The sequence below is a fragment of the Streptomyces sp. NPDC025793 genome (genome assembly GCF_055558375.1).
The window spans coordinates 1-26,438 of record NZ_JBVHMR010000054.1 but is presented as its reverse complement, the minus strand read 5'-3'; the positions used below and the strand labels follow the sequence as shown (position 1 = coordinate 26,438).

12 protein-coding genes and 2 pseudogenes are annotated in these 26,438 nt (G+C 67.0%); 4 read left to right on the top strand and 10 right to left on the bottom strand.

The annotated features are described in order from the left end of the window. Positions 1–43: 43 nt before the first annotated feature. The 3 genes from ACZ4MF_RS43320 to ACZ4MF_RS43310 form a co-directional block, all read right to left on the bottom strand. Entirely contained in the window at positions 44–1,276 is a 1,233-nt protein-coding gene (locus tag ACZ4MF_RS43320) for a cytochrome P450 (protein WP_467499170.1), read from the bottom strand. After that, on the bottom strand, positions 1,273–3,492 hold the full coding sequence (locus ACZ4MF_RS43315; protein WP_467499168.1) for a non-ribosomal peptide synthetase: 2,220 nt from the start codon (positions 3,490–3,492) through the stop codon (positions 1,273–1,275). The genes ACZ4MF_RS43320 and ACZ4MF_RS43315 overlap by 4 nt, the downstream gene beginning before the upstream one ends. A gap of 231 nt (positions 3,493–3,723) precedes the next feature. After that, the gene (locus ACZ4MF_RS43310; RefSeq protein WP_467499166.1) at positions 3,724–4,479 is read right to left on the bottom strand and encodes an SDR family oxidoreductase; all 756 of its coding nucleotides are present in this window, start codon (positions 4,477–4,479) and stop codon (positions 3,724–3,726) included. 118 nt (positions 4,480–4,597) lie between these two features. On the opposite strand from ACZ4MF_RS43310, the gene ACZ4MF_RS43305 reads away from it, so the two are divergent. The 4 genes from ACZ4MF_RS43305 (at position 4,598) to ACZ4MF_RS43290 (ending at position 6,420) form a co-directional block, all read left to right on the top strand. Next, entirely contained in the window at positions 4,598–4,819 is a 222-nt protein-coding gene (locus ACZ4MF_RS43305; protein ID WP_467499164.1) for a hypothetical protein, read from the top strand. Continuing rightward, the gene (locus ACZ4MF_RS43300; RefSeq protein ID WP_467499162.1) at positions 4,816–5,115 is read left to right on the top strand and encodes an IS3 family transposase; all 300 of its coding nucleotides are present in this window, start codon (positions 4,816–4,818) and stop codon (positions 5,113–5,115) included. Before ACZ4MF_RS43305 ends, ACZ4MF_RS43300 begins: the two co-directional genes overlap by 4 nt. Beyond that, positions 5,012–5,713 carry an IS3 family transposase gene (locus ACZ4MF_RS43295; RefSeq protein WP_467499160.1) on the top strand — a complete coding sequence of 234 codons (702 nt, stop codon included), beginning with the start codon at positions 5,012–5,014 and terminating at the stop codon, positions 5,711–5,713. The genes ACZ4MF_RS43300 and ACZ4MF_RS43295 overlap by 104 nt, the downstream gene beginning before the upstream one ends. Positions 5,714–5,985: 272 nt before the next feature. Then, positions 5,986–6,420 carry a hypothetical protein gene (locus ACZ4MF_RS43290; RefSeq protein ID WP_467499158.1) on the top strand — a complete coding sequence of 145 codons (435 nt, stop codon included), beginning with the start codon at positions 5,986–5,988 and terminating at the stop codon, positions 6,418–6,420. Between the two features lie 146 nt (positions 6,421–6,566). Here the strand turns inward: ACZ4MF_RS43290 and ACZ4MF_RS43285 are convergent. The 7 genes and pseudogenes from ACZ4MF_RS43285 to ACZ4MF_RS43255 form a co-directional block, all read right to left on the bottom strand. After that, positions 6,567–6,764, bottom strand: a pseudogene (locus tag ACZ4MF_RS43285) (IS5/IS1182 family transposase); the annotation flags it as partial. Positions 6,765–7,103: 339 nt separating this feature from the next. Continuing rightward, positions 7,104–7,818: pseudogene (locus ACZ4MF_RS43280) on the bottom strand (transposase); the annotation flags it as partial. A gap of 72 nt (positions 7,819–7,890) precedes the next feature. Continuing rightward, on the bottom strand, positions 7,891–8,667 hold the full coding sequence (locus ACZ4MF_RS43275; RefSeq protein ID WP_467499156.1) for a thioesterase II family protein: 777 nt from the start codon (positions 8,665–8,667) through the stop codon (positions 7,891–7,893). 172 nt (positions 8,668–8,839) lie between these two features. Then, entirely contained in the window at positions 8,840–10,102 is a 1,263-nt protein-coding gene (locus ACZ4MF_RS43270) for an MFS transporter (RefSeq protein WP_467499154.1), read from the bottom strand. 59 nt (positions 10,103–10,161) lie between these two features. Next, positions 10,162–10,962 carry an AfsR/SARP family transcriptional regulator gene (locus tag ACZ4MF_RS43265; protein WP_467499152.1) on the bottom strand — a complete coding sequence of 267 codons (801 nt, stop codon included), beginning with the start codon at positions 10,960–10,962 and terminating at the stop codon, positions 10,162–10,164. Positions 10,963–11,097: 135 nt separating this feature from the next. Next, complete coding sequence (locus tag ACZ4MF_RS43260; protein ID WP_467499150.1) at positions 11,098–24,507, bottom strand: non-ribosomal peptide synthetase; 13,410 nt, start codon at positions 24,505–24,507, stop codon at positions 11,098–11,100. Continuing rightward, a partial coding sequence (locus tag ACZ4MF_RS43255) for a non-ribosomal peptide synthetase (RefSeq protein ID WP_467499148.1) occupies positions 24,504–26,438 on the bottom strand: 1,935 nt, incomplete at its 5' end. The genes ACZ4MF_RS43255 and ACZ4MF_RS43260, both read right to left, overlap by 4 nt.

Below are 26,438 nucleotides of genomic sequence, written 5' to 3'. Positions count from 1 at the left end.
GCCACCAACCCGGGCTGACAACTCCATGGGGAATCCTTTCCCCTCAAGCCGCCGAGCCGTGAAGAACCACGGGCAGCGAACTCAAGCCGTGCAGGATGTCCGAGTAGATCCAGCGCTCCGGCCCGACCTGCTCGATGCTGCCGACCATCCGGCGCAGGCCGTCCAGGACCGCCTGGACCTCCATGCGTCCGAGATAGTGCCCTATGCAGAAGTGCTTGCCGAAGCCGAAGGACAGGTGCTCGTTCGGCGATCGGTTGAGATCGAACCGGTCCGGGTCCTCGAAGACCTCGGCATCCCGGTTGGCTGAGGAGATCCACACGCTGACGACATCCCCGCTCCTGATCAGCTGGCCGCCCACGGTGACGTCGCCCGTCGCGGTGCGACCGGCGTGCAGGGCGGGCACCGTCCAGCGCAGTACTTCCTCCGCCGCGGTCTCCAGTTGCGCGCCGCCGCTCTTGAGCAGGGACCAGGCGTCCGGATGTTCCAGCAGGGCCAGCAGCCCCATGCTGATCGCGTGATGCGGGGCCTCGTCGCCGCCGATCATCATGCCGTAGCAGTTGGCCATGACCTCGGCGTTGCTGAGGTACTTGCCGTCGACACGGCTGTTCGCCAGCAGGCTCACCACGTCCTCGCCGTCGCCACCGCGCCGCTCGTCGGCCAGGTCCGCGAAGTAGAGCAGAATCTCGCCCTGCGCGGTCCGGCCGTCCTCCGGGGGCGTGTCGGAGGCGTGCTTACTCCAGGATCGAGTAGTGAGATCCAGGAGGTACTTGCGGTCGGACTCCGGTACGGCGAGAAGGTCGCAGATCATCCCAAGAGGGACATCGCCCGCCACGTCGCGGACGAAGTCGCAGTTCGCGTCGTCCATCGCGTTCGCCAGCAACGCGTCCACCCTGCGGCACAGTTCCTGCCGCATCTCTTCCAACCGCCGCGGGGAGAGCGCCTTCATCACGATGCTGCGGAGCAAGTTGTGCCGAAGCCCGTCGGTGACGGCCATCATCGTCCCGCCGGCCGGGTCGCCGCCGTTGAGCAGCATGGCCAGATCGTTGCCGCGCTCCGTCGTGAAGTGACCCTTGTCCCGATAGACGGCGGTCGCGTCGGCATGCCGGGTGATCACCCAGAATCCGGGCCTTCCCTCGCGCGCCGACTGCCAGTGGACGGGCCTCGTGGCGCGCAGATGGCGCCATACCTCGCTCAGGTCGCGCTCCGCGTGCAAGCGGGGGTCGGCGAGATCGATGTCATCGATCTCTTCGGGCGGCACCATGGGTCGCGCGGTCATCGTGCGCTGCCTCTCCTGTCGGTGTCGGCCGGCCTCGCTGATCCGGCTCCTCGTCCACGTGACGGGCCGACCGGTTCCGCGACCGCGGCCAGCGCCTCGACGGTCGGATTGTTGACGATCTCCATGGGCGAGAGCGCGAAGCCCGCCCGGCGTGCCCGCTGGATCACCGAGACGGCAAGCAGGCTGTCGCCGCCCAGCTCGAAGAAGTTGCCCGTCACACCCACGTCGGCGCGCTCGAGTACCTGGCCGAAGATCTCGCACAATGCGAGCTCGGCGGGGGTGCGGGCAGGACGCGCGGTCGCGGCTTGAGCCGGGACCGGCACCGGGAGGGCGCGCCGATCAAGCTTGCCGCTTGGTGTCGTGGGAAGGGCGTTGATGATGCCGTAGGCGGCGGGCACCATGAAGTGAGGGAGGGAGCGACTGGCGTGTTCACGCAGCTCGCCCGATGACGGTTGCTCCGAGCCAGCGGGAATCACGTAGGCGGCCAGCTGCCTGGTTCCTCGTTCGTCCTCCTGAACTGCGGCTACCGCCTGTGCGACGAGTGGGTGGTCGGCCAGCACCGCCTCCACTTCGCCGAGTTCGATCCTGAACCCCCGCAGCTTGACTTGATCGTCGACCCGACCGTGGAAGGAGAGGCTCCCGTCACTTCGCCAGGAGGCCAGGTCGCCGGTCCGGTACATGCGGTCACCGTTGCCCGTGAACGGATCGGCGACGAAGCGTTCGGCGGAGAGCGCCGGGCTGCCCAGATAGCCGCGGGCGAGGCCGCCGCCGGCAACGTAGAGATCTCCAGGCATTCCCACGGGCAGCGGCTGAAGGTGCCGGTCCAGCACGTACACGCGGGCACCCGCGACAGGCCTGCCGATCGGCGGGGTCGCCGAGCCGGACAGGGGCTCGCTCATGGTGACGCACACTGTCGCCTCTGTCGGGCCATAGGCGTTGATCATTCGGCACCGCGAAGCCCACCGGGCGACGAGATCGCCGGTGCACGGCTCACCAGCCACCAGAAGTGTGCGCAGTTCGGGCACTGCCTCGGGGACTATGCTCGCGGCGGCCACAGGCGGGAGCACCGCGTGGCTGACCCGGCTCTCGGCGAGCATCTCGGCCAACGCCTCCCCAGCCAGGGCCGTCCCGGATGGCGGGATGACGAGGGTGGCTCCGGCGGCGAAGGCCGCAAGCAACTCGAAGACGAACGCGTCAAAACTCGGCGAGGAAAACTGCAGTATCCGGTCGCCGGCGCCGAGCACCATCCGGTCGGCCGCGGCCGACGCCAGATCCAGTAGTCCGGAATGCGTCACAGCCACGCCTTTCGGCCGGCCCGTGGTGCCCGAGGTGTAGATGACGTAAGCCAGTTCGGTCGCCGCGCGGTCGGCCCGGGCACCGGACGGATCCGGATTCGCGTCCGACAGGTCCCGAATGCTGGCGGCCAACTCGGCGTCGTCCAGCACCAGTTGCGGCGGCCACGATCGCGCCGGCAGACCTTCGGCGGCCTCCTCGGTGGTGCAAAGCAGCGCCGGTGCGGCGTCGTCGAGCATGAAGGACAGGCGATCGAGCGGATAGCCGTGGTCCAGCGGCAGGAATGCGGCTCCCGTCTTGGCCACAGCGAAGACGGCCGTGATCAAGGTGATGGATCGTGGCAGGGCCAACGCCACCAGCTGCCCCGGTCCTACCCCGCTGTCCATGAGCAGACGAGCGAGCCGGTTCGCGCGGCTGTCCAGCTCGCGGTAGGAGATCGCCTCGCTCCCCTGGACCAGTGCGATGCGGTCCGGACTCCGTTTCACCGGCCGCTCCAGCAGCCGGCTCAAGGTAAGGGGAGGCCGACGGTCGCCGGAACCGCTCCACTCGGTCAGGATCCGGCGCAGCTCGGCGGCGTCGAGCAGCTGCACGCTCTCGACGGGTTGGCCCGGGCTCCTCTCCACCGCTTCAAGTGTCCGGACCAGCAAGGCCAGCAGCCGGTCAGCGTCCTCGCGGGCGAATTCGTCGGGCCGGTACTCCACGCTCAACCGGATCCGGTCGCCAGGCGGACACATGGAGAAATCCAGGGTGCAGCCGATGTCTCCGGCGCCGAGGTGCGACGGCAGCCGGCTCAGCGCCAACTCCCAGGCTTCGTGCACAACCGATTCGAGTGTCTCGTCGAGCCCTTTCGCCCGGGCTGACAAGGCGGCGGTCAGCTCCTGCGAAAGGTTCGCGATACTGAGATCCTGGTGTTGATCCGTCATACCAATGCGCCCTCCGAGCGCGCACGAGTTTCGGCGCGCAGTCGTACCCGGTCTGGTTTGGCCGTGCCGATCAGCGGCGAACTAATCCGTAGCCCGATATCGACCGATGTGGTGCGGCGAGAGAACGGCGCCGATGTGCTGCCTGATCGACCCGCTCACCGCCCTGCGTAATTTCTTCATCGGACGGCAATGAACGCTGCCCACCGGCGGCTGAACACCTCAACAGTTGACCTAAATTGTCATCACGACCGCCACTTGCCTGTTCAGGTCGCCGCCGCACCGCCGCCTCGACGAGGGACCATCCGACGCCTCGGCCTGCGAACCGTCGTACAGCGGGATGCTCCGGCCGGATACGGCTGAGGCCTCATCGCTGACGAGGAAGCCCACCAGGTCCGCGACCTGCGATCCGTAGCGCACCCCCGCCCACTCCCGAGTCGAACCGGAGGGGTCGGACGTGATGAGGTTCGACGTGATGCCGAACGGGCTCAGCTCCAGGGCGAGCGTCCGGACGAGCCCCTCCAAGCCAGCCCGTAGTACTGCGTCCTCGTGCGGCTGTGCCCGACTGGAACGGTCAACGTCGAGGACGGTGATGACCCGGCCCCAGCCATTCTTGATCAGGGAATCGATCGATGCCCGGCTGGCCAGGAAGGCCCTGCGGAGCGGACGCTCGACGATCTCTTTCCAGTCCTGGTCGAGCAGTCCTCCCGGGCCGCGGTACGAGCCGGAATCTATGACGCTCAGCAGCACGGAAGGGGTGCCGAGTGAAGCGCGCACTCGGACCAGCGCGGATTCGACGGAAGCGAGATCGTCGAGGTCTGCGAAGACGGTCACGGACCGTCGGCCCGCCTCCGCGATCGCGGCCGCTGCCGCTGTGCAGGACGAGCCGACCGGGACGAGCATCGCCACGTCCATTCCCGCCTCCGCAAGGCATACAGCCCCAGCGGCATCAGCGCCGACCGCCGACGAAAGTCGGCGTCGCTCATCCATTGCTCTTCCTCCGTTGGTGCATACCGACTTGAAAGAAGTTAGCAACGCCAACTAAAGCTGTACTTAAACGTACTCAGACACGGAGCGCACGTATGCGGCGGACGCGGCGGACGTCGGGTTGACCTGCGAGACGCTGCGCAGCTGGGTGCGCCAGGCCGATGCGCTGGCGGGCCGCGACCGCAGTCGTGGCGAGGCGTCCGCGGAGAGCCGGGATGAGGAACTGGCGCGGCCGCGGGCGGAGAACGGCCGGCTGCGCGAGGCCGAGAAGGAGTGGGAACTCGTCGAGTGGGAGATCCTGCGCCGGGTGGCCCAGTATTTCGCCAAGGAGATGAGCACATGACCCGCCGCTGGGACTTCATCTCCGACAACCGCGCCGACTGCGGGGTACAGCGGATATGCCGGGTCCTTCAGGTGTCCCGCTCGGGTGTCTACCGGTGGCTTGCCGGGGCCGGTGCCCGCGAAGAACGGCGGGCCGCCGAGAACGGGCTCGTCGCGGAGATCCGCGAGATCCACGCCGAGCACAAGGGAACGTATGGAGTCCGCCACGTGCATGCGCAGCTGCGCGGGTTCGGACACACCGTCAACCGCAAGCGGGTCGAGCGGTTGGTATGCATCAACGGGATCGAGGGCCGATAGCTGCGCCGCAGGAAGCGCACCACGGCGCCCGACCGGCTCGCCCCGCCGGCCCCGGACCTCCTCCAGCGCGACTTCCCTTGCCGGGCAGCTGGACGAGGAGTGGTGCGGTGACCTCACATACGCGCAGGTTGGCGGCGGGTGGCTGTATCTCGCTTGCGTGATCGACATCTGCTCGCGCCGGGTGCTCGGCCACTCGATGGCCCCGCACATGCGCGCCGAGCTCGTCATCGACGCCCTGAAGATGGCTGTGGCCACCCGCGGCGGCAGCGTGGACGGGGTGATCTTCCACGCGGACAGGGGCGCGCAGTACACGTCCGCCGCGTTCGCCCAGGTCTGCGACGACTACGGGATCCGCAGGAGCATGGGCCGGGTCGGCTCGAGCTATGACAACGCCCTCGCCGAGAGATTCTGGCAGGGACTCAAGAGGGAGACGATGCACCAGCGGCTGTTCTCGACGATGCGTCAGGCGAGGCTGGAGATCTTCCAGTGGCTCACCTACTACAACGCCCGCAGACGCCGCAACGCCCTCGACCACCTCTCACCAGCCGAGTTCGAACAGCAGCACCTGCGAGCAGATAGACTCACAATTGCAGCATGAGCCCCTGTGTCCACACTCCGGGCGACGCCTCAGCCCGTCCTCGGTCAGGTGCGTGACGTAGGGATGTCTTGTGCCCGCAGAAGCCATGTGCGGTTGACTCCGTGTGGCCATTTCACAGGCCGTTGTCGGTATTGACGTTGGCGAGGTTGCGCATCGTCGGTGTTGCGTTCCGATGCCGGCATTGTGACGCATGCCACTCCGCGATGCTGCGCCCTTGCCCCGGCTTCGGCTTGGCTGGGGGCGCTGTATAGGCTCGGCTGAGGGAGGTTCATTTGCGGGAAAAGTGGAGCGGTCTGCCGCACTGGGCGCGGTGGGTTCTTGCGGTGTACTTGATCGGCTTCGGCGAGGGGTCCGGCATGCACCTGTTCTGGGTGCTGATGAACGGAATCCATACCTTTGCGCATTTCCCGGTGCTCTCCCAGGTGTACCTGAACGCCCTGGTTCTCCTCGATCCGCTGGTCGTCGTGCTGGCGGCGCGGGTGCACCGCAGCGGCATCCTGCTCGCAGTGGTGGTGATGACGCTGGATGTGACCACGAACTGGATCGCCAACTGGCCGTGGGTGAGGGCTGACCCAACACGGCTGCTGCAACCGGTAGGGCTACTGCCCATCACGCTGTTCGGACTGTTCGTTCTCCTGTCCGCAGTGCCTCTCCTGCGCGTCACCAAGGACCCGGTGGAGCCACTCAACTGCATGATCCGAACGTGACAGTTCGGGGTTGCGGGAGCTGGGTCACGTGGTTCGCACCACGGATGACGCCGCATAGGCGGATGATCTCCTCGTGCTGGGCGGCGAGCCGGGCGAGGGCCTGAGCACGGAAGTCGGTGAGCTCGTCGATGGCGCCCGCGGAGCGGTCAAGGGGCTGTGTGATGTTGTGAACAGCCAGTTGCCTTCAGGAGGTCGTTGCTCCAGATCATCGAGGCACGGAGGTGGAGGCCGACGAGGTAACTCTCGGGTGCCTTGTCGTGTCGGGTCGCGATGCCCCGCCAGGCCTTCAGCTTGCTGAACAGGCGCTCGACGGCGTTCCGTTCTTTGTAGAGCTCGGCATCGTGGCGTGTGAGGGTGGCTACCTCGGCTGGTGAGTTGCCTGCGTGCCACGATCGCCTTCCTACCGGATTCCCCGTCGCGAGGGACCCGGATCGGCACGATTGATCACGACATCGCACAGGCCCTCGGAGGCTTCAACCACCGGTTCCTCTCGTACACCTCTCCGTCTTGCTTGCCGGACCCGCACCGTCCGGCAGTGCTGATACGTCCCGGCTTCGTCGAGGCCGCTTGCCATCCTCCCCAGCACCTCCCGGGTCGTACTGCCCCCAGCTTCAGCGCCGTGCTGCGACACGGAGGCGAAGGTCTCTCACGTCCACTCGATCAATCAGCGCCTCACGGCGCACGCGCCACGGGTGCCAGCGGTCGCTGACCCGCATCGCGTTGGGCAGGGCGCGGCGGATAGCCTCGGCATAGGTGGCCGAGCCGTCCCGGCATACGACCTCGATGCCGGGATGCTTGCACAGGCAGGCTTCCGGGGGATCGGCGTCCCGGCCGGGCAGAACCTCGATGCGCCGGCCGGTGACGGCATCGGCACTGATCGTGGCGTCGCGGTGACGGCACCGCAGCGCGAAATCGTCCACGCCGATCACACGCGGGACCGGCGCCTCGGGTACCGGCAGACGCCACAGCCACCTCAGCACGGTACTGCGGGAGACCGGCATGGCCGGCAGGTTGACCAGACGGGCGGCCGCCCGGCCGCATATCTCCCGCGCCACCTCGGCTATGTGCCCGGCCAGCCGCACCGTCCTGCGCTGATGACGCTCCAGCAGCCCGGGAACCCGCTCACGGAAGGTCTGCCGCGCACAGCCCAGCACCGGACAGACCAGCACCTACAGCCGGACGACGACCTGCCGGCCGTCGACCGGCACGTCCGCCACCGTCCGGCCGTGACACCCGTGCACCTTCATCGTCGGCATCCCGCACACCGGACACGGCACCGCGACACCCCGGGTACGGGCCGTAACCACGACCGCGTCCCCGCCGTCCGCAACCCCCTCGACCACCACCCCCCGACAGCCCGGAAAACACCGTCCCGACAAGCGAGTTGACATCCATCACGAGAGCATGATCGCGGATGGCTACCCGCCGTTACCACCGACTACGGGTCAGACCCAGCAAGCTGACGGACCCTCATGAACGATCGAGGTCAGTGAGTCTTGCGCTGCGCAGCCGCGCGGACAAGTCGTCCAGTACCTCTGCTTCGGAGTCGACCAAGTAGAAGTGCCCCCCGGGAAACACCTTGATGCTTGATTCACCGATCGACGCGTCCGACCACGCATACGCCTCGGAGACAGTAACGTCCGGGTCGCTGTCTCCCACATAGATCGAGAGCGGGCTCTTGATGGTCCGGCCGGGCTTAGGAGAGTGGTTCTTGATCATGCGCAGGTCCGCGCGGAGCGCCGGAAGCAGCAGCGGGCGAAGGTCCTCGTCGTCGTACGCCGCCGAGTTGACGCTTCCCAAAGACTTGGCGAAGTCGATGACCGATTCGTCGTTGTCATCAGGCAGATCGCGCCCCTCAGTGCCGGGGCCACTCCGGCCGGAAACAACGACCATGGCTGGGCCCCGGCCATGCTTCTCCTCCAGCAGCAAAGCAACTTCGAAGGCAAGGGCTGCACCCATACTGTGCCCGAACAACACCAAGCCGCTGTCGAGCAACGGGGCCAGCTCCGCGGCGATTTGATCGGCCATCTCGTCCATGTCCTCGACGAACGGTTCCGTGATCCGGTCCTCCCTGCCCGGATAGCGGATCGTCAACAGTTCGACATCGACAGGCAGCCGACGGCGCCAGCTACTGAAGGCGCTGGCGGAACCTCCAGCGTGCGGGAAACAGACCAGACGCTGCTTGGGCCCGGCGACCGTGCCGAACCGCCGCAGCCATATCGCGGTGTCAGACGCATTCACAGACATTCAGGTGTACTCCAGCAATGAGTTGCGTGGTGAGATCTCGATCACCTTACATTGATCGCGACGTCGGGGAAGTCGGCGCTGATCACTGCAGAAATATGAGCTGTTTTCATCCATCGATATCCACCCACGAAAAGCGACCGTTGAGGGCATGCTTGACATGAGCTTGATGCACTCATCGTTTCGCAGTTCCGGCCGGCTCCTCACTTTTCGGCTCGTCGCCTTCCAGAACAGCTGTCCGGTTCGGGAGTACACGCCGACGCTGCTCGGGTCGGGTTGCCAGGTACAACGAGCCGACGATAAGAATGCCGACGCTCAGATAAACCAGATCTCGGTAGGGCAGCACGTCAATCAGCATGACGCCGACGAAGATTCCGACGCCTTGCATCCCGGTCATGATGAAGCTCGCTGCTCCGGTCACCCGGCCCAGCAGCTCATTCGCGGTGTACAGCTGAAAGGCCGTCATGGAACTGACCACGACCGGCGCCAGGCACAGCCCGACGGTCGCAGCAGCGGTGATCACCACCGCACTGTTCGGGACTGCGACGAAGCCAGCGGCGACTGCGCACAATCCCAAGCCAACCGCCGCGGTACGCCCAGGTCCGGCACGTTTGATGAGCGCCGGCGCGAGCAAGCCTCCGATCAGCCCGGTCAGGCTCATGACGGTGACCAAAGTGCCCACCCAGGTCGCGGGATGGCCCAGCCCGACGGTCACCACAGCGATGCCGAGCGTCTCATAGAAGCCCATCGCGAAGAAGGCGAGTGCCAAGGCGAGGGATAGGTGACGCAGCAGCGGCGCGGTCAGCAAGTATCGGAAACCGACCACGACCTGCTGGCTCCAGCCCTCCCGGTTCGTCCCCCGGGCCGGCTTCGGGTCGTCGATCCGCACCAGCGACCAGCACAGCACCGACACACCGAAGGTGGCCGCGTCGACAACGGCCAGGGTGTGCCCGCCCCAGGCAGCCAAGACACCGAGCCCGATCCCGGGGGTGATCAGCCGAGCGGCCTGATTCAGCGCCTGGCTGAGCCCGATGGCCGTACTCACGAGTTCCGCGGGTATGAGCTCCTCTCGCAAGGCGGCGAAGGCACCGGAAGTGATCGCGGAGCTGATCCCGTAGAGGAACATCACCAGGTAGATCAGCCAGACCTGGCCCGGGCCGTCCACAGTGACGAGGGACAAGATCAACAGCGCGGTGGCCGCCTCGGTGAACATCAGCAGCCGTCTGCGTCGGAACAGGTCGACCAGCACTCCGGTGACGGGCGAGAGCATGGTCCCCAGAGTCAGGCAGAGGATGACGACGCCGGCCTGCGCCGTCGACCCGGTCAGCTCCTTGACCCAGATGGAAGCGGCGAGCCAGAAGGCATTGTCGCCGATCATGGTCACCGTATTGCCCAGGATGCAGATACGCAGGTTACGGATGCGGAATAGTTCGCGCATGAAGTTTCAATCCTTTGGGTGGTCCGGCTCTGGCCCTTCCGGGGTTCCGGTGCGCTGGATCACGCGATCGACCGCATCGGGGTCTGCGGCCTGATCGACAGGACGTCGAAACTCCGCGACAGGATCGCCTGCTGAAGACTGCGCAGACGGTGGCTCGGGGCGAGCCCGGACTGCTCGCTCAGCGAGTTGCGGATCGACAAGTAGACCCGCAACGCCTCGCTGGGGCGTCCAGCGTTATAGAGAGCGACCATCAAGTATTCATGGACTCGTTCACGGGAGGGGTACTCCCCCGCCAACGCATAGAGTTCTCCCACCAGTTCGGCATGCCGCCCGAGGTTCAGGTCGAGTTCTATCGACTTCTCGTAGGAAGTGACGTACAGCTCGTCAAGGCGCCGCGCCTCCGCCATCAATCGCGGCGTGCAACGGACGTCAGCGAGGGCCCTCCCGCGCCACAGTTTCAACGCCTGGCGCAGCAGCGCCGAGGCGCCTTCCATATCCCCCCGGGCCTCAAGTCGGCCAGCCTCGTCCCTCTCTTGCTCGAACTGTTGCAGATCGCTGTCGTGGCCAGCCAGGCTAAAGACATATCCCGGGGGGCGGGTGAGAATGGAGGACTGCTCGGAGCGTGAACCACCCTCGCCCAGGATCTTACGGATATTGGAGATATAAACCTGAAGTGCCGTTGTCGCGGTCCGGGGCGGGAACCCATCCCAGAGTTCTTCGATCAATTGATGGGTGGACAGCATGCGGTTAGGCCGCGCCAGAAAATTCGCCAGCAGGATCCTCAACTTCAGGGCGCCTGGTGCGCATGACCGACCATCACTGTCGACCAGCGACAACTGCCCCAGGATTCCGAACTTCATACCTCTGCTCCCCGTGTGGATAGTGCATGCGTACTTGGACGTGCTGGCTGTCCGGCCTTGGCGGGGACCCATCGCCGAGGCCGGACCCGTGGAATCCCAGGAAGGGAAGTCTGCCTAACCGCTGTCTCCGCGCAGTCAGGCTCCCCTCAGCGCAGCCGCGATGATGGGCACGATGTGCGAGAGCGAGTCCGGGCTCATCATCGCTTCGTGCTCGTACGGCACGGAATGCTTCACGATGCCACCGCCGGCGTGCGGGAGCCACTTGTCCGCCGCCGTGGTATCACCGGTCCTGGCCGGGTCCGCAGCGATGTACAGCACCCGCGAGGAAGAACGGCGGTGCTTGAAGTCACCCAGGATCCGTTCGTTGTTCTCTGCGGTGTCGACTAGCGCGTTGATCAGTGCTTCGTCTCGGTCTCGCCAATCAGTCTGGGTGCGGCGCAGGAAGTTGATCACATCCGTCCGAGTGAGCTGACGTGCGGTGGCATCCCTGCCGGTCTCGGCACCGACCACATCCCCGGTCTTGTGCCCGAGGCCCTGCACCAGCATCTCGAGCGTCTCGTGTTCCACGATCGACTCATCGGATGCGACGGTGTATTCAGCGCCCGCGTCGAGCAACGCGAGCAGCGACACCTGCTCGCCCCGCTCCTCGAGTTGCACCGCCATCTCGTGCGCGACGTTCCCTCCGAACGACCACCCGAGCAGGCGGTAAGGCCCGGATGGCTGCACCGTGCGTATCTGCGCCACGTAATCGGCGGCCATCTCCGCCACGCTCCCGGGCTGCCGCTCCGGCTGCAGCAAGCCCCGGCCCTGGAGACCGTAGACCGGATAGTCCGGCCCAAGCCGGTCCGCCAAGCCCTCGTAGGCCCAAGCGAGGGAGCCCAACGGGTGCACGCAGAAGAGCGGTGCCGAGCTGCCAGTGGTCCTCAGCGGCAGCAGCACCCCGTAGGAGTCCTCGGGATTGTCCACGTCGAGCCGCTCTACCAGTCCGGCCACTGTCGGAGCATCGAACAGGGCACGGATCCCCAACTCGACACCCATGGCCGTTCGGATCCGGCTGATGAGGCGGGTGGCGAGCAGGGAGTGGCCGCCGAGTTCGAAGAAGTTGTCGTCGATGGTGACCCGGTCGACGCCGAGTGCTTCTGCGAACAGCTCACACAGCTGCTCTTCCTGCGGGGTGCGCGGGGCACGGCCGGTCGTGCCGCTGGTGAATTCGGGCGCGGGCAGGGCCCGCCGGTTCAGCTTCCCGTTCGGCGTCAGCGGCAGCACATCCACCACCATGACCGCGGAAGGCACCATGTACTCGGGCACCGAACCCGCCGCGTACGCCCGCAACTGCTGCGCATCGAGTACCGCGTCAGCGGTGGGGACGGCGTATCCGACCAAGCGCTTGTCACCAGGCCGGTCCTCCCGGACGGCCACCGCGGCCTGGGCCACGTCGGGGTGGCCGGCCAGGACGGATTCGATCTCGCCCAGCTCGATCCGGAAGCCTCGTACCTTGACCTGGTCGTCGATGCGGCCGAGGTACTCCAGTTGCCCGTTCGTGTTCCATCGCACCAGGTCCCCGGTGCGGTACATGCGCGAGCCCGGCGCCCCGAACGGGTTGGCCACGAACCGTTCCGCCGTCATACCCGGACGGTTCACATACCCGCGGGCCAGACCGTCGCCGGCGATGTACAACTCACCAGCCACGCCCACCGGTGCCGGGCACAGGCCCGCATCCAGGACATATACCTCCGTGTTGGCGATCGGACCGCCGATCGAGGACACCCCGCGGGCATCCCCACGGACCTCAGCGGCCGTGGACCAGATCGTCGTCTCGGTCGGCCCGTACAGATTCGTCACCGATGCCGTCCGGGCCACCAAAGTCTTGGCCAGCTCACCCGGCAGCGCTTCACCACCGACCAGCGCCCGCACCCCGGCCAGCTCATCCGCGGCATCGGCCACCACCGCATGCCACAGACTCGGCGTCGCCTGCACCACACTCACCCCGGCCGAGGCGATCAAAGCCCGCAACGCCAGCGGATCACGCACCTGCTCCGGCGCCGCCAACACCACAGCAGCACCGTGCAACAACGGCAGATACAACTCCAGACCCGCAATATCGAAAGCAACCGTGGTCACCGCCAGCAACCGGTCACCCACACCTAGACCGAACCGCTCCTGCATCGACCACAGGAAATTCACCAACGCCCTGTGCTCGACCACCACACCCTTCGGCCGACCCGTCGAACCCGACGTGAAAATCACATACGCCGGGCACGCAGCACCCAACGGAGCAACCCGCTCGGCATCGGACATGTCACCCGCCGCCTGCGCACCGAGAGCCTGCTGCACCAACGGGTCATCCACCAGGATCCGGGTGGTGCCGGCCGGCAGCTCGACCCCACTGTCCCCGACAGTGATCACGCACATGGGGTCGGCGTCGTCGAGGATGTAGGCGATGCGGTCGGCCGGGTAGTCCGGGTCGATGGGCACATACGCCGCACCCGTCTTCAGCACCGCCAGCATCGTGATCACCAGGTCTGCCGACCGGGGCAGGGCGACCGCGACGCACCCATCCGGGCCCGCGCCCTGTCCGATCAGTCGGCGGGCGAGGCGGTTCGCCCGTTCGTTCAGCTCGCGGTACGTCAGTTCCGTGCCATCGCAGATCAGTGCCGTGGCGTCCGGTGTCCGCACGACCTGCTGCTCGAACAGCTCAGGCAGAGCTGCGGCGGGGATGTCACGGCTGGTGTCGTTCCACTGCTTGAGTACGAGGTTCTGCTCGGTGTCGTCAAGGACGGGCAGGGTGTGTACAGGAGTGTCGTCCAGGGCTTGCACCAGGTGGCTGGTGGTCGTGTCCAACAGGGACAGCACCAGGTCCGGGTCGATCGGGTCCACGCACTGGACAGTGAACACGAAGCCGTCGCCGGTATCGTCCACCGTGACCGTCAGCGGGTAATTGGTGCGCTCCTGAGCGAAGAGGATCTCGATGCCGTCGACTTGGGTGTCGGTGTCCGTCGTGCTGTGTCGGTAGTTGAACAGGGCAGTGAACAGCGGGGCTTCGGCAGGCACGCCGCTCATTCGTTGGACCAGGGCGAGTGGGGCGTGCTCGTGGACCAGCAGTTCCGCCAGGTTGGCTTGGGTGCTCTTGATGGCATCGCCCAGGTTGTTGCCGGTGTCGAGGCGGACCGGCAGGGTGTTGATGAACAAGCCCGGGATCCGATCCGCTCCGGCACCAGCCTGCATACGGCCGAACAGCACCGTGCCGAAGACGACGTCCTGGCGACCTGCGGTCGAGGCGACCACCCGCGCGAACATCACGTGCAGCACGGTCGCCGCGCTCACGCCCAAGCGCCGCGCCATATCGCGTACAGCGGTGGCGGTGGTGGCGTCGAGGGGTTTACGGGCCTCGGCGATCTCGGTGCCATCACCCCGTACATCGGTGATACCGAAGGGCGCCGTGGGTTCCGTCACGTCGCCGAGTTGACCGGCGAAGAACGCCTCGTGCTCGGACGCCGGGATGCCCAACCTCGCCTGGGCGACGAAGTTCCGGAACGGCAGCGGCGGCGGCAGTTCTTTCTCTCGGCCTTCGAGGAATGCCTGGACCTCCGCGAACAGGACGTCCACCGCTGTGTGGTCCTGGACCAAGTGGTGCACCTGGACCAGTGCTGTCGAACCCGTCGTGGTGACTCGGACCAGCGGGGCTGCGGTGATGTCCATGACCGAGCCGGACGCTGCCAGCAAACCTTGCACATCGGTGTCCTGCGTCAGCTCGCGGACCGGGATCTCCGCGTGCCTGTGCACCACCTGGACAGGCTCGCGCAACCCCTCCCACAGCACGGCCGTACGGAGGATGTCGTGCCGGTCCACGACCCTCTGCAGGACGGCGACGAACTCGTCCAGCCTGGCACGTGAATCGAACCCGAGTGCCATCGGCAAGACGTAGGGGTCCTCACCCGACGAGGCACCCATCAGGTGGTGGAAGAGGACGCCCTCCTGGAGCGGGGCCAGCGGATAGATGTCCGCCACATTCGCCACGCCGCCCGGAACTTCGGCTACGACCCTGTCGATCTCCTCCTGCGACAAGCCCGCCAACGGCACCATCTCCGGCGTGATCACCTCGACACCTTCGACGATCCCGTTCGCCGGAATCTGCAGGCCCTTGTCCGTGGTCCCCAGACCCGACGCGAGCCCCGCCACCGTAGGCGTCACGAACAACGACCGCACGGGCACCGACAACCCACGCTCACGGAGCCGCTCCACCAAAGACACCGCCAACAGCGAATGCCCGCCCAGCTCGAAGAAGTTGTCATCAATGGACACCCGGTCGATCCCGAGGACCTCCGCGAACACCCCGCACAGGATCTCCTCCTGTGCGGTGCGCGGCGCACGTCCTTCCGTGCTCGCCGTGAACTCGGGCGCGGGCAGCGCCCGTCGATCCAACTTCCCGTTCGGCGTGAGGGGCAACACGTCCAGCAGCACGATCGCCGACGGGACCATGTACTCCGGTACCGCCTTCGCCACGTGGGCCCGCAGGACTTGCGGGTCGGCGGTGGAGACGGCGTAGCCGACCAACCGCCTGTCGCCACGGTCCTCGCGTACGACCACCGCGGCCTGGGTGACGTCGGGATGGGCGGCAAGGACGGTCTCGATCTCACCCAGCTCAATACGGAACCCTCGTACCTTGACCTGGTCGTCGATGCGGCCGAGGTACTCGATCTCGCCGTTGGTGTTCCATCGAACGAGGTCTCCGGTGCGGTACATCCGTGAACCGGGATCGCCGTGCGGATCGGCGACGAAGCGTTCCGCTGTCAGGCCGGGACGGTTGAGGTACCCGCGCGCCAGACCGGCGCCCGCGATGTACAACTCACCCGCCACGCCCACCGGTACGGGGTTCAGGCTGTCGTCGAGGACGTAGGTGGAGACATTGTCGATCGGGCGGCCGATCGGCGGGGTGGTCGCGGTGTCCGTGTCGGTGTGCCAATAGGTGGTGTAGACGGTCGCTTCGGTCGGGCCGTAGATGTTCGCGACCCGGGCCCCGGGCATCGCCGCACGAATGTCACGGACCGTGTGCGCGGCCAGCGCCTCACCGGCCAGCGCCACCGCACGCGGACGAGCACCGCTCAACGTGCCGGCCAGCAGATGCGAGAAGGCCGAGGGTACGCCGCTGACCAGGCTCCCGGACAGTGTGTCGGGGTCGAGGTCGGGCAGGGACAGCAGGTCCCGTACGACCTCGATGCTGCCGCCGGACACCAGCGGGGCGAAGATCTCGAAGACGGAGACGTCGAAGTTGAGGGACGTGGAGGCTACGCCCCGGGACAGCTCCGCGAAGCGGAACGTGCGATCGGCCCAGGCCAACAGGTTGGCCACCGACCGGTGTTCGACGACGACGCCCTTCGGGCGGCCCGTCGAACCCGAGGTGTAGATGACGTACGCCGGTGTGCCGGGGTCCAGGGACACCGGCAGATCCGCTTCGGAGTCGCCGTCGAGGGCATCGAGGAAGAGCCGGGCGATACCGTCCGGCACCTCGACTCCGCTGGCCTCGACCGTGATCGCACACATCGGGGCGGCGTCCTGAAGGATGTAGGCGATCCGGTCCGCCGGGTAGCCGAGGTCGATGGGTACGTACGCCGCGCCCGTCTTGAGCACCGCGAGCAGCGCGATGATCAGGTCCGAGGAGCGGGGCAGAGCCACGGCGACGAACCGCTCCGGACCCGCGCCCCGCTCGACCAGCAACCGCGCCAGGCGGTTCGCCCGCTCGTTCACCTCGCGGTACGACAGCTCGGTGCCGTCGAAGACGAGCGCCGTGGCGTCGGGTGTCCGCGTCACCTGCTGCTCGAACAGCTCGGGCAGGACCGCACCCGGGACGCCATGGCCGGTGTCGTTCCAGTCCTGGAGCACCAGGCTCAGTTCGGCGTCGTCGAGGATGCGTGCCCGGCTGACCGGCTGCTCGGGGTGCGCCAGGACCTGCTCCAGGAACCGCGCCAGCCAGCCCGCCATCCGCTCGATCGTGGACCGGTCGAACAGGTCCGTCGCGAACTCGATCCCACCCCGGATGCCCGCCGGCTTCCCCTCCGCGCTGAACACCTCGGCGAGATTGAAGGACAGGTCGAACTTCGCCACCTGCGTCCCGGCCGACGCGACCTCTACGTCCAGGCCCGGCATCACCAGATCCGACACCGGCGCGTTCTGGAACGCCAACGCCACCTGGAACAGAGGGTGCCGGCCCATCGAGCGAACCGGATTCAACACCTCCACCAGACGCTCGAACGGCACATCCTGCGCCGCAAACGCCCTCAGATCAGTCTCCCGGACCCGCCCGACCAGCTCCGCGAACGACGGATCACCCGACACATCCGACCGCAACACCAGCGTGTTCACGAAGAACCCGACCAGGTCATCCAACGCCTCGTCCAAACGACCCGCCACCGGAGAGCCGATCGGAATGTCCGTGCCCGCCCCCAACCGGGACAGCAGACCCGACACCGCGGCCTGCACCACCATGAACACACTCGCCCCACACTCACGCGCAAGACCCACCACGTTCCGGTGCACCGCCGCATCGAACTCAAATTCCACAACATCGCCCTGATACGACGCGACCAGCGGACGCGGGCGGTCGAACGGGAGCGCCAACTGCTCCGGAACACCGGCGAGTTCACCTCGCCAGAACTCCACCTGTCCCGCGTCACCCTCGTCGCCCAGCAGTTCGCGCTGCCACAAGGTGTAATCCGCGTACTGCACCGGCAACGGCTCCCACTGCGGAACCGCACCCTCACACCGCGCCCCGTACGCCGACGCCAGATCCCGCGCCAACGGCCCCAACGACCAACCATCACCCGCGATGTGATGCATGACCGCGGCCAACACCCACTCATCCACGGCTACTCGGAAGGCCCACACCCGCACCGGAATCTCACAGCTCAGGTCGAACGCGTACGCCGAGACATCCGCGATGTCAGCCCAGACCCGCTCACGGTCGCTCTCCCGCACCACCAGCGCCGGCGCCGCCTCCTCCACGCTCAGCACCCGCTGATACGGCTGACCGTCCACCTCCACGAACACCGTCCGCAGACTCTCATGCCGGCCCACCACATCGGTCAACGCCGCATTCAACGCGTCAACATCCAGCTCACCGCGCAGCCGTACCACCAGCGGAATGTTGTACGTCGCGTTCGGCCCCTCCAAACGGTTCAAGAACCACAACCGACGCTGGGCAAACGACACCGGCACCCGCTCCGGCCGCTCCACCGCCCGCAACACCGCACGCCCCACACCAGCACCCGCAAGCCGCTCCACCAACCCCGCGACCGTCGGCGCCTCGAACAACAGACGAATGCCCAACTCCACACCCAGCACCGACCGCACACGGCTCACCAGACGCGTCGCCAACAGCGAATGCCCACCCAGCTCAAAGAAGTTGTCGTCGATGCTGACTTCGTCGACCCCGAGCACTTCCGCGAATATCTGGCAGAGGACCTCTTCCTGCGGGCTGCGCGGCGCACGGCCCTCCGTGCTCGCGGTGAACTCCGGAGCCGGCAACGCCCGCCGATCCAGCTTCCCGTTCGGCGTCAACGGCAACGCATCCAACGGCACGATCACCGACGGGACCATGTACTCGGGGAGCACCTTCGCCACGTGCGTTCGTAGTGTCAGCGGATCAGCAGTGGAAACGGCGTAGCCGACGAGCCGCTTGTCGCCGGGGCGGTCCTCGCGCACGATCACCGTGGCCTGGGTGACGTCCGGGTGGCCGGTCAAAACGGACTCGATCTCGCCGAGCTCGATACGGAAACCCCGCACCTTGACCTGGTCATCGACGCGGCCCAGGTACTCCAACTCGCCGTCGGTGTTCCACCGGACGAGGTCTCCGGTGCGATACATCCGCGAGCCGGGAGCACCGTACGGATTGGCGACGAAGCGTTCCGCCGTCAGACCCGGACGGTTCAAATAACCGCGCGCCAGACCATCGCCCGCGACATACAACTCCCCCGCCACACCCACCGGAACCGGCGACAGACCGCCGTCGAGCACATACACCCGGGTGTTCCACGAAGGCCGACCGATCGGCACCGGACCCGCCAGGGCTGGCTGACCGGGCACGAGCTGGTAGGCGACGCATCCCACCGTCGCCTCGGTCGGGCCGTACTCGTTGACCACGGTGGCCGTCGGATGGGCGCGCCGCCACTGCTCCAACTGCTCACCCGTCAACTGCTCGCCGCCCACCACCAGATCACCCGACGGCGAGAACACACCCGGCAAGGCGTCCAGCAAAGCGATATGGCTCGGCGTGACCTTCGCGAAGCTCAGCGGCACAGCGGCCAACGCCTCTTCGACCGCCGGATCCTCCTCCAGGTCGGCCACCATCACACAGCCGCCGCTGACCAACGGCGCGAACAACACCGTCACCGTCAAATCGAACGACACCGGCGAATGCAGCAGCGCGTTCCCACGCACCCCGGGGTACATCTCCACCGCCCAGGACACGTAGTCGACCACCGACCGATGCTCTACCACCACACCCTTCGGCCGACCCGTCGAACCCGACGTATAGATCACATACGCCGGCGTACTCGGGTCCAGGGACACCGGCAGGTCCGCCTCAGCGTATTCGTCGAGGTGCACTCGGGTGGTGCCCTCCGGGACCTCAACTCCGCTGTCCTCGGCAGTAATCACGCACATGGGGGCGGCGTCTTCGAGGATGTAGGCAATGCGGTCGGCGGGGTAGTCGAGGTCGATGGGTACGTATGCCGCGCCCGTCTTCAGGACTGCCAACAGTGCGATGACCAGATCCGCCGACCGAGGTAGGGCCACGGCGACGAACCGCTCCGGACCCGCACCCCGCTCGACCAACACGCGCGCCAAACGGCTCGCCCGTTCGCTCAGCTCGCGGTACGTCAGCTCGGTTCCGTCGAAGACCAGCGCCGTGGCGTCCGGTGTGCGCGAGACTTGCTGCTCGAGCAGCTCGGGCAGTGTGCCGCCGGGGATCTCCCGGCCGGTCTCGTTGCTGAGGAGTTGGTCAAGGTGAGCGTCGTCGAGGACCGGCAGGGTGTGTACGGGGGTGTCGGGAGCCTGGTCCAGGGCCTGGACCAGGCGGCTGGTGGCGGTGTCCATCAGGGACAGCACCAGGCCGGGATCGATCGGGTCGACGCACTGGACGGTGAAGGCGAACCCGTCACCGGTGTCGTCCACCGACACCGTCAGCGGATAGTTCGTCCGCTCCTGAGCAAAGAGGATCTCGATGCCCTCGACTTCGACGTCGGTGTCCGCCGCGCTGTGACGGTAGTTGAACAATGCGGTGAACAGTGGGGCTTCCGCCGGCACCCCGCTCATGCGCTGGGCCAAGGCAAGCGGGGCGTGCTCGTGGACCAGCAGTTCCGCCAAGTCGGTCTGCATGTGCTTGACGGCGTCGCCCAGATTCTTGCTGGTGTCCAGGCGGACGGGAAGGGTGTTGATGAACAGGCCCGGGATCCGGTCCGCGCCGGCACCCGCCTGCATCCGGCCGAAGAGCACCGTGCCGAAGACGACGTCCGCACGACCCGACGCCGCGGCGACGACCCGCGCGAACATCACATGTAGCACCGTCGCCGCGCTCACGCCGAGTCGTCGCGCCATCTCGCGTACGGCTGTGGCAGTGGGCCCATCAAGCCTCGCAACGGACTCGGCCACGCCGGTGCCATCGCCCCGTACATCGCTGATGCCGAAGGGCGCGGTGGGTTCGGTGACGTCGCAGAGCTGACCGGCGAAGAACGCCTCGTGCTCGGACGCCGGTATGCCCAACCTCGCCTGCGCGACGAACTCCCGGAACGGCAGCGGCGGCGGCAGCTCCGCCTCACGGCCCTCCAGGAACGCCTGGACCTCAGCGAACAGGACATCCACCGCCGTGTGGTCCTGGATCAGGTGGTGCACCTGGACCAGGGCCACCGGTCGCTGCGAACCCGCCGTGGTGACTCGGACCAGGGGTGCTGCGGTGATGTCCATGACCGGGTCGGCCAGGGCCATCAAGCCCTCTACGTCACCGTCGTGCACGACCTCGTGGACCGGGATCTCCACGTGCTTGTGGACCACCTGGACAGGCTCGCGCAACCCCTCCCACAGCACAGCGGTGCGGAGGATGTCGTGCCGGTCCACGACCCTCTGCAGGACGGCGACGAACTCGTCCAGCCTGGAGCGGGAGTCGAACCCGAGGACCATGGGCAGGACGTAGGCGTCCTCGCCCTTCGAGGCGCCCATCAGGTGGTGGAAGAGGATGCCTTCCTGGAGCGGGGCCAGCGGGTAGATGTCCGCCACATTGGCCACGCCGCCCGGAACATTGGCTACGACCCTGTCGATCTCCTCCTGCGACAAGCCCGCCAACGGCACCATCTCCGGCGTGATCACCTCGATGCCCTCGACGATCCCGTTCGGGGGGATCACCACGCGGTTGCCCGCGGTCTCCAGGCCTGACGCGAGCCCCGCCACCGTGGGCGTGACGAACAACGACCGCACCGGCACCGACAGCCCACGCTCACGGAGCCGCTCCACCAAAGACACCGCCAACAGCGAATGCCCACCCAGCTCGAAGAAGTTGTCGTCGATGGACACCCGGTCAATGCCGAGTACCTGCGCGAACACCTCACACAGGATGTTCTCCTGCGGGGTGCGGGGTGCACGGCCTTCCGCGTTCGCAGTGAACTCCGGTGCGGGCAGGGCCCGTCGGTCCAACTTCCCGTTCGGGGTCAACGGCAAGGCATCGATGGCGACGATCGCCGACGGGACCATGTAGTCCGGCACCGCTTCGGACACGTACGCCCGCAAGGCTTGCGGGTCGGCGGTGGAGACGACGTACCCGACCAACCGCTTGTCGCCGGGGCGATCCTCGCGCACGATCACCGTGGCTTGGGTGACGTCGGAGTGCGAGGCGAGGACCGACTCGACCTCGCCCAACTCGATACGGAAGCCTCGGATCTTGACCTGGTCGTCGATACGGCCCAGGTACTCCAGCTCACCGGGCGCGCTCCACCGGACCAAGTCTCCCGTGCGATACATGCGTGAGCCGGCAGCGCCGAAGGGGTCGGCGACGAAGCGTTGCGCCGTCAGACCCGGGCGGTTGAGGTAGCCGCGTGCCAGACCGGCGCCCGCCACATACAACTCGCCTGCCACGCCCACCGGAACCGGGCACAACCCCGCGTCCAAGACGTACATCCGCAGGTCGGGGATGCCCTCACCGATCCGGCTCCCAGCACCGGCTGCGCACATCTCCTGGTCCAGGGGCAGGTAGGTGACGTGGACCGTGGTCTCGGTGATCCCGTACATGTTCACCAACGTCGGACCGCCGTCACCACGCCGCTCGTACCACGACGCCAGCCGGCCCAGATCCAACGCCTCGCCGCCGAACACCACATACCGCAGAGCAAGCCGATCACCCGTCGCCGGATCATCCCGGTCCGCTTGCATCAACTGATAGAACGCCGACGGCGTCTGATTCAGCACCGTCACGCCCTCACGCGCCAGCAGCGCCAAGAACTCACCCGCCGAACGACTCACCTCGAACGGCACCACCACCAGACGACCGCCATACAACAGCGGCCCCCACAACTCCCACACCGAGAAGTCGAACGCATACGAGTGGAACAACGTCCACACGTCATCCGACCCGAACCCAAACCACCCATCGGTAGCGGAGAACAACCGCACCACATTCGCGTGCGGAACCACCACACCCTTCGGACGCCCCGTCGACCCCGACGTATAAATCACATACGCAGGCGCATCCGAGGTCAGAGGCGCCGACCGCTCCGCATCGGACAAGTCAGCCCCGGAGTACCCGTCGAGGATCGGTGCGTTCACCAGGATCTGGGGAATGTCGTTGGTGCCCTCCTCACCGGTGATCACGCACATCGGGGCGGCGTCTTCGAGGATGTAGGCGATCCGGTCGGCCGGATAGTCGGGGTCGATCGGCACATACGCCGCACCCGACTTCACCACCGCCAACAACGCGACGACCAACTCCAGGGAACGCGGCAGAGCAACCGCGACGAACCGCTCCGGACCCGCGCCCCGCTCGACCAGCAACCGCGCCAGGCGGTTCGCCCGTTCGTTCACCTCGCGGTACGACAACTCGGTGCCGTCGAAGACGAGCGCCGTGGCGTCCGGTGTCCGCGCCACCTGCTGCTCGAACAGCTCGGGCAGGACCGCACCCGGGACGCCATGGCCGGTGTCGTTCCAGTCCTGGAGCACCAGGCTCAGTTCGGCGTCGTCGAGGATGCGTGCCCGGCTGACCGGCTGCTCGGGGTGCGCCAGGACCTGCTCCAGGAACCGCGCCAGCCAGCCCGCCATCCGCTCGATCGTGGACCGGTCGAACAGGTCCGTCGCGAACTCGATCCCACCCCGGATGCCCGCCGGCTTCCCTTCCTCGCTGAACACCTCGGCAAGATTGAAGGACAGGTCGAACTTCGCCGCCTGCGTCCCGGCCGACGCGACCTCTACGTCCAGACCCGGCATCACCAGATCCGACACCGGCGCGTTCTGGAACGCCAACGCCACCTGGAACAGAGGGTGCCGACCCATCGAGCGAACCGGATTCAACACCTCCACCAGACGCTCGAACGGCACATCCTGCGCCGCAAACGCCCTCAGATCAGTCTCCCGGACCCGCCCGACCAGCTCCGCGAACGACGGATCACCCGACACATCCGACCGCAACACCAGCGTGTTCACGAAGAACCCGACCAGGTCATCCAACGCCTCGTCCAAACGACCCGCCACCGGAGAGCCGATCGGAATGTCCGTGCCCGCCCCCAGCCGGGACAGCAGACCCGACACCGCGGCCTGCACGACCATGAACATACTCGCCCCACACTCACGGGCGAGACTCATCATGTTGCGATGCACCTGCGCATCAAGCTCAAACTCGACAACATCACCCTGGTGCGAGGCCACTAGCGGGCGCGACCGGTCGTACGGCAGCGCCAACTCCTCTGGCATTGCGGCGAGTTCACCTCGCCAGAACTCCACCTGCGCCGCGCCCGTGCTCTCCGGGTCGTCCTCGTCACCCAGCAACTCCCGCTGCCACAAGGTGTAGTCCGCGTACTGCACCGGCAACGGCTCCCACTCCGGAACCGCACCTTCGCACCGCGCCCCGTACGCCACCGCAAGGTCTCGCGCCAACGGCCCCAACGACCAGGCGTCACCCGCGATGTGGTGCACCACTGCGACCAGCACCCAGCTGTCCACGGCCACTTGGAGAACCGACGCCCGCACTGGAATCTCGGACTCAAGGTCGAACGCGTACGCCGAGGCATCCGTGACATCGGTGGCCAGGCGCTCCTCAGAACTCTCCCGCACCACCAGCGCCGGCGCTGCCTCCTCCACCGGCAGGATCCGCTGGTGCGGCTGACCGTTCACCTCAACGAACACCGTCCGCAGGCTCTCGTGCCGGTCCACCACATCCGTCAACGCCAGTTCCAGCGCCTTCAGATCCAGCTCACCGCGCAGCCGGACCACCAACGGAATGTTGTACGTCGCGCTCGGCCCCTCCAGGCGACCCAGGAACCACAACCGTCGCTGGGCGAACGACACCGGAATCATGAGCGCTCCTCGTACTTCGACCTGTCCATGCGGCGCAGTGCCGGACGTGCTTTCTTCACGGTGCCGAGCTGATCGACAACTCCGGCGACCGTTGGGTTCTCGAATAGGGGTCTGATGTCGAGCTCCAGCCCCATGGCCGTTCGGATACGGCTGATGAGACGGGTGGCGAGCAGGGAGTGGCCGCCGAGTTCGAAGAAGTTGTCGTCGATGGTGACCTGCTCGACGCCGAGCGCTTCTGCGAACAGCTCACACAGCTGCTTTTCCTGCGGGGTGCGCGGGGCACGGCCGGTCGTGCTGGTGGTGAACTCGGGGGCGGGCAGGGCCCGGCGGTTGAGTTTCCCGTTCGGTGTCAGCGGCAGCACGTCCAGGACTATGACCGCGGAGGGGACCATGTAGCCCGGCACCATCTTCGCCGTATGCGCCCGCAGGGCTTGCGGGTCGAGTATCGCGTCGGCGGTGGCAACGGCGTATCCGACGAGCCGCTTGTCGCCGGGCCGGTCCTCCCGCACAACCACCGCGGCCTGGGCTACGTCGGGGTGGGCGGCCAGGACCGATTCGATCTCGCCCAACTCGATCCGGAAACCCCGCACCTTCACCTGGTCATCGATACGGCCCAGGTACTCGATCTTCCCGTTGGTGTTCCATCGCACGAGGTCTCCCGTGCGGTACATGCGTGAGCCGGGGGTGCCGAAGGGGTCGGCCACGAAGCGCTCCGCCGTCAGACCCGGACGGTTGAGATACCCGCGGGCCAGGCCGTCGCCGGCTATGTACAGCTCACCGGCCACGCCCACCGGTACCGCGCTCAGGCCCGCGTCCAGGACGTACACCTGGGTGTTGGCGATCGGGCGGCCGATCGAGGACACCCCGCTGGCGTCATCGCAGACGTCGTCGGCCGTGGACCAGATCGTGGTCTCGGTCGGACCATAGAGGTTCGTCACCGATGCCGTTCTGGCCACCAAGGTGCGGGCCAGCTCGCCCGGCAGTGCCTCGCCGCCGACCAGCACCCGCACGCCGGCCAACTCCTCGCCGGCATCGGCCACCACCGCGTGCCACAGGCTCGGCGTCGCCTGCATCACGCTCACCCCCGCAGAGGAGATCAAAGAGCGCAGGGCAAGGGGGTCGCGTACGTCCTGCGGAGAGGCCAGCACCACAGCAGCGCCGTTCAGCAGCGGGACGTACAACTCCAGACCCGCGATGTCGAACGCGACCGTGGTCACCGCCAGCAGCCGGTCACCCGCACCCAGGCCGAAGCGCTCCTGCATCGAAGTCAGGAAGTTCACCAGCGCCCTGTGCTCGATGACCACACCCTTCGGCCGACCCGTCGAACCCGACGTGAAGATCGCGTACGCCGGCGTGCCTGGGTCCACCACCTTGGAGAGGTCGGTCCCGGAGTGCTCAGCGAGGGCCGGGGCATCCACCAGGATCTGGGGAGTGTCCTCGGGCAGAACACCTTCCGCCCCGAGACCGGTGATCACGCACATCGGGGCGGCGTCTTCGAGGATGTAGGCGATCCGGTCGGCCGGATAGTCGGGGTCGATCGGCACATACGCCGCACCCGACTTCACCACCGCCAACAGCGCGACGACCAACTCCAGGGAACGCGGCAGAGCAACCGCGACGAACCGCTCCGGACCCGCGCCCCGCTCGACCAGCAACCGCGCCAGGCGGTTCGCCCGCTCGTTCACCTCGCGGTACGACAGCTCGGTGCCGTCGAAGACGAGCGCCGTGGCGTCCGGCGTCCGCGCCACCTGCTGCTCGAACAGCTCGGGCAGCGTGCGATCCGCCACCTCAGCGGCGGTGTCGTTCCACTGGTTGAGCACGAGGTTCTGCTCGGTGTCGTTGAGGACGGGCAGGGTGTGTACGGGGGTGTCGGGAGCCTGGTCCAGGGCCTGGACCAGGCCGCTGGTGGCGGTGTCCATCAGGGACAGCAC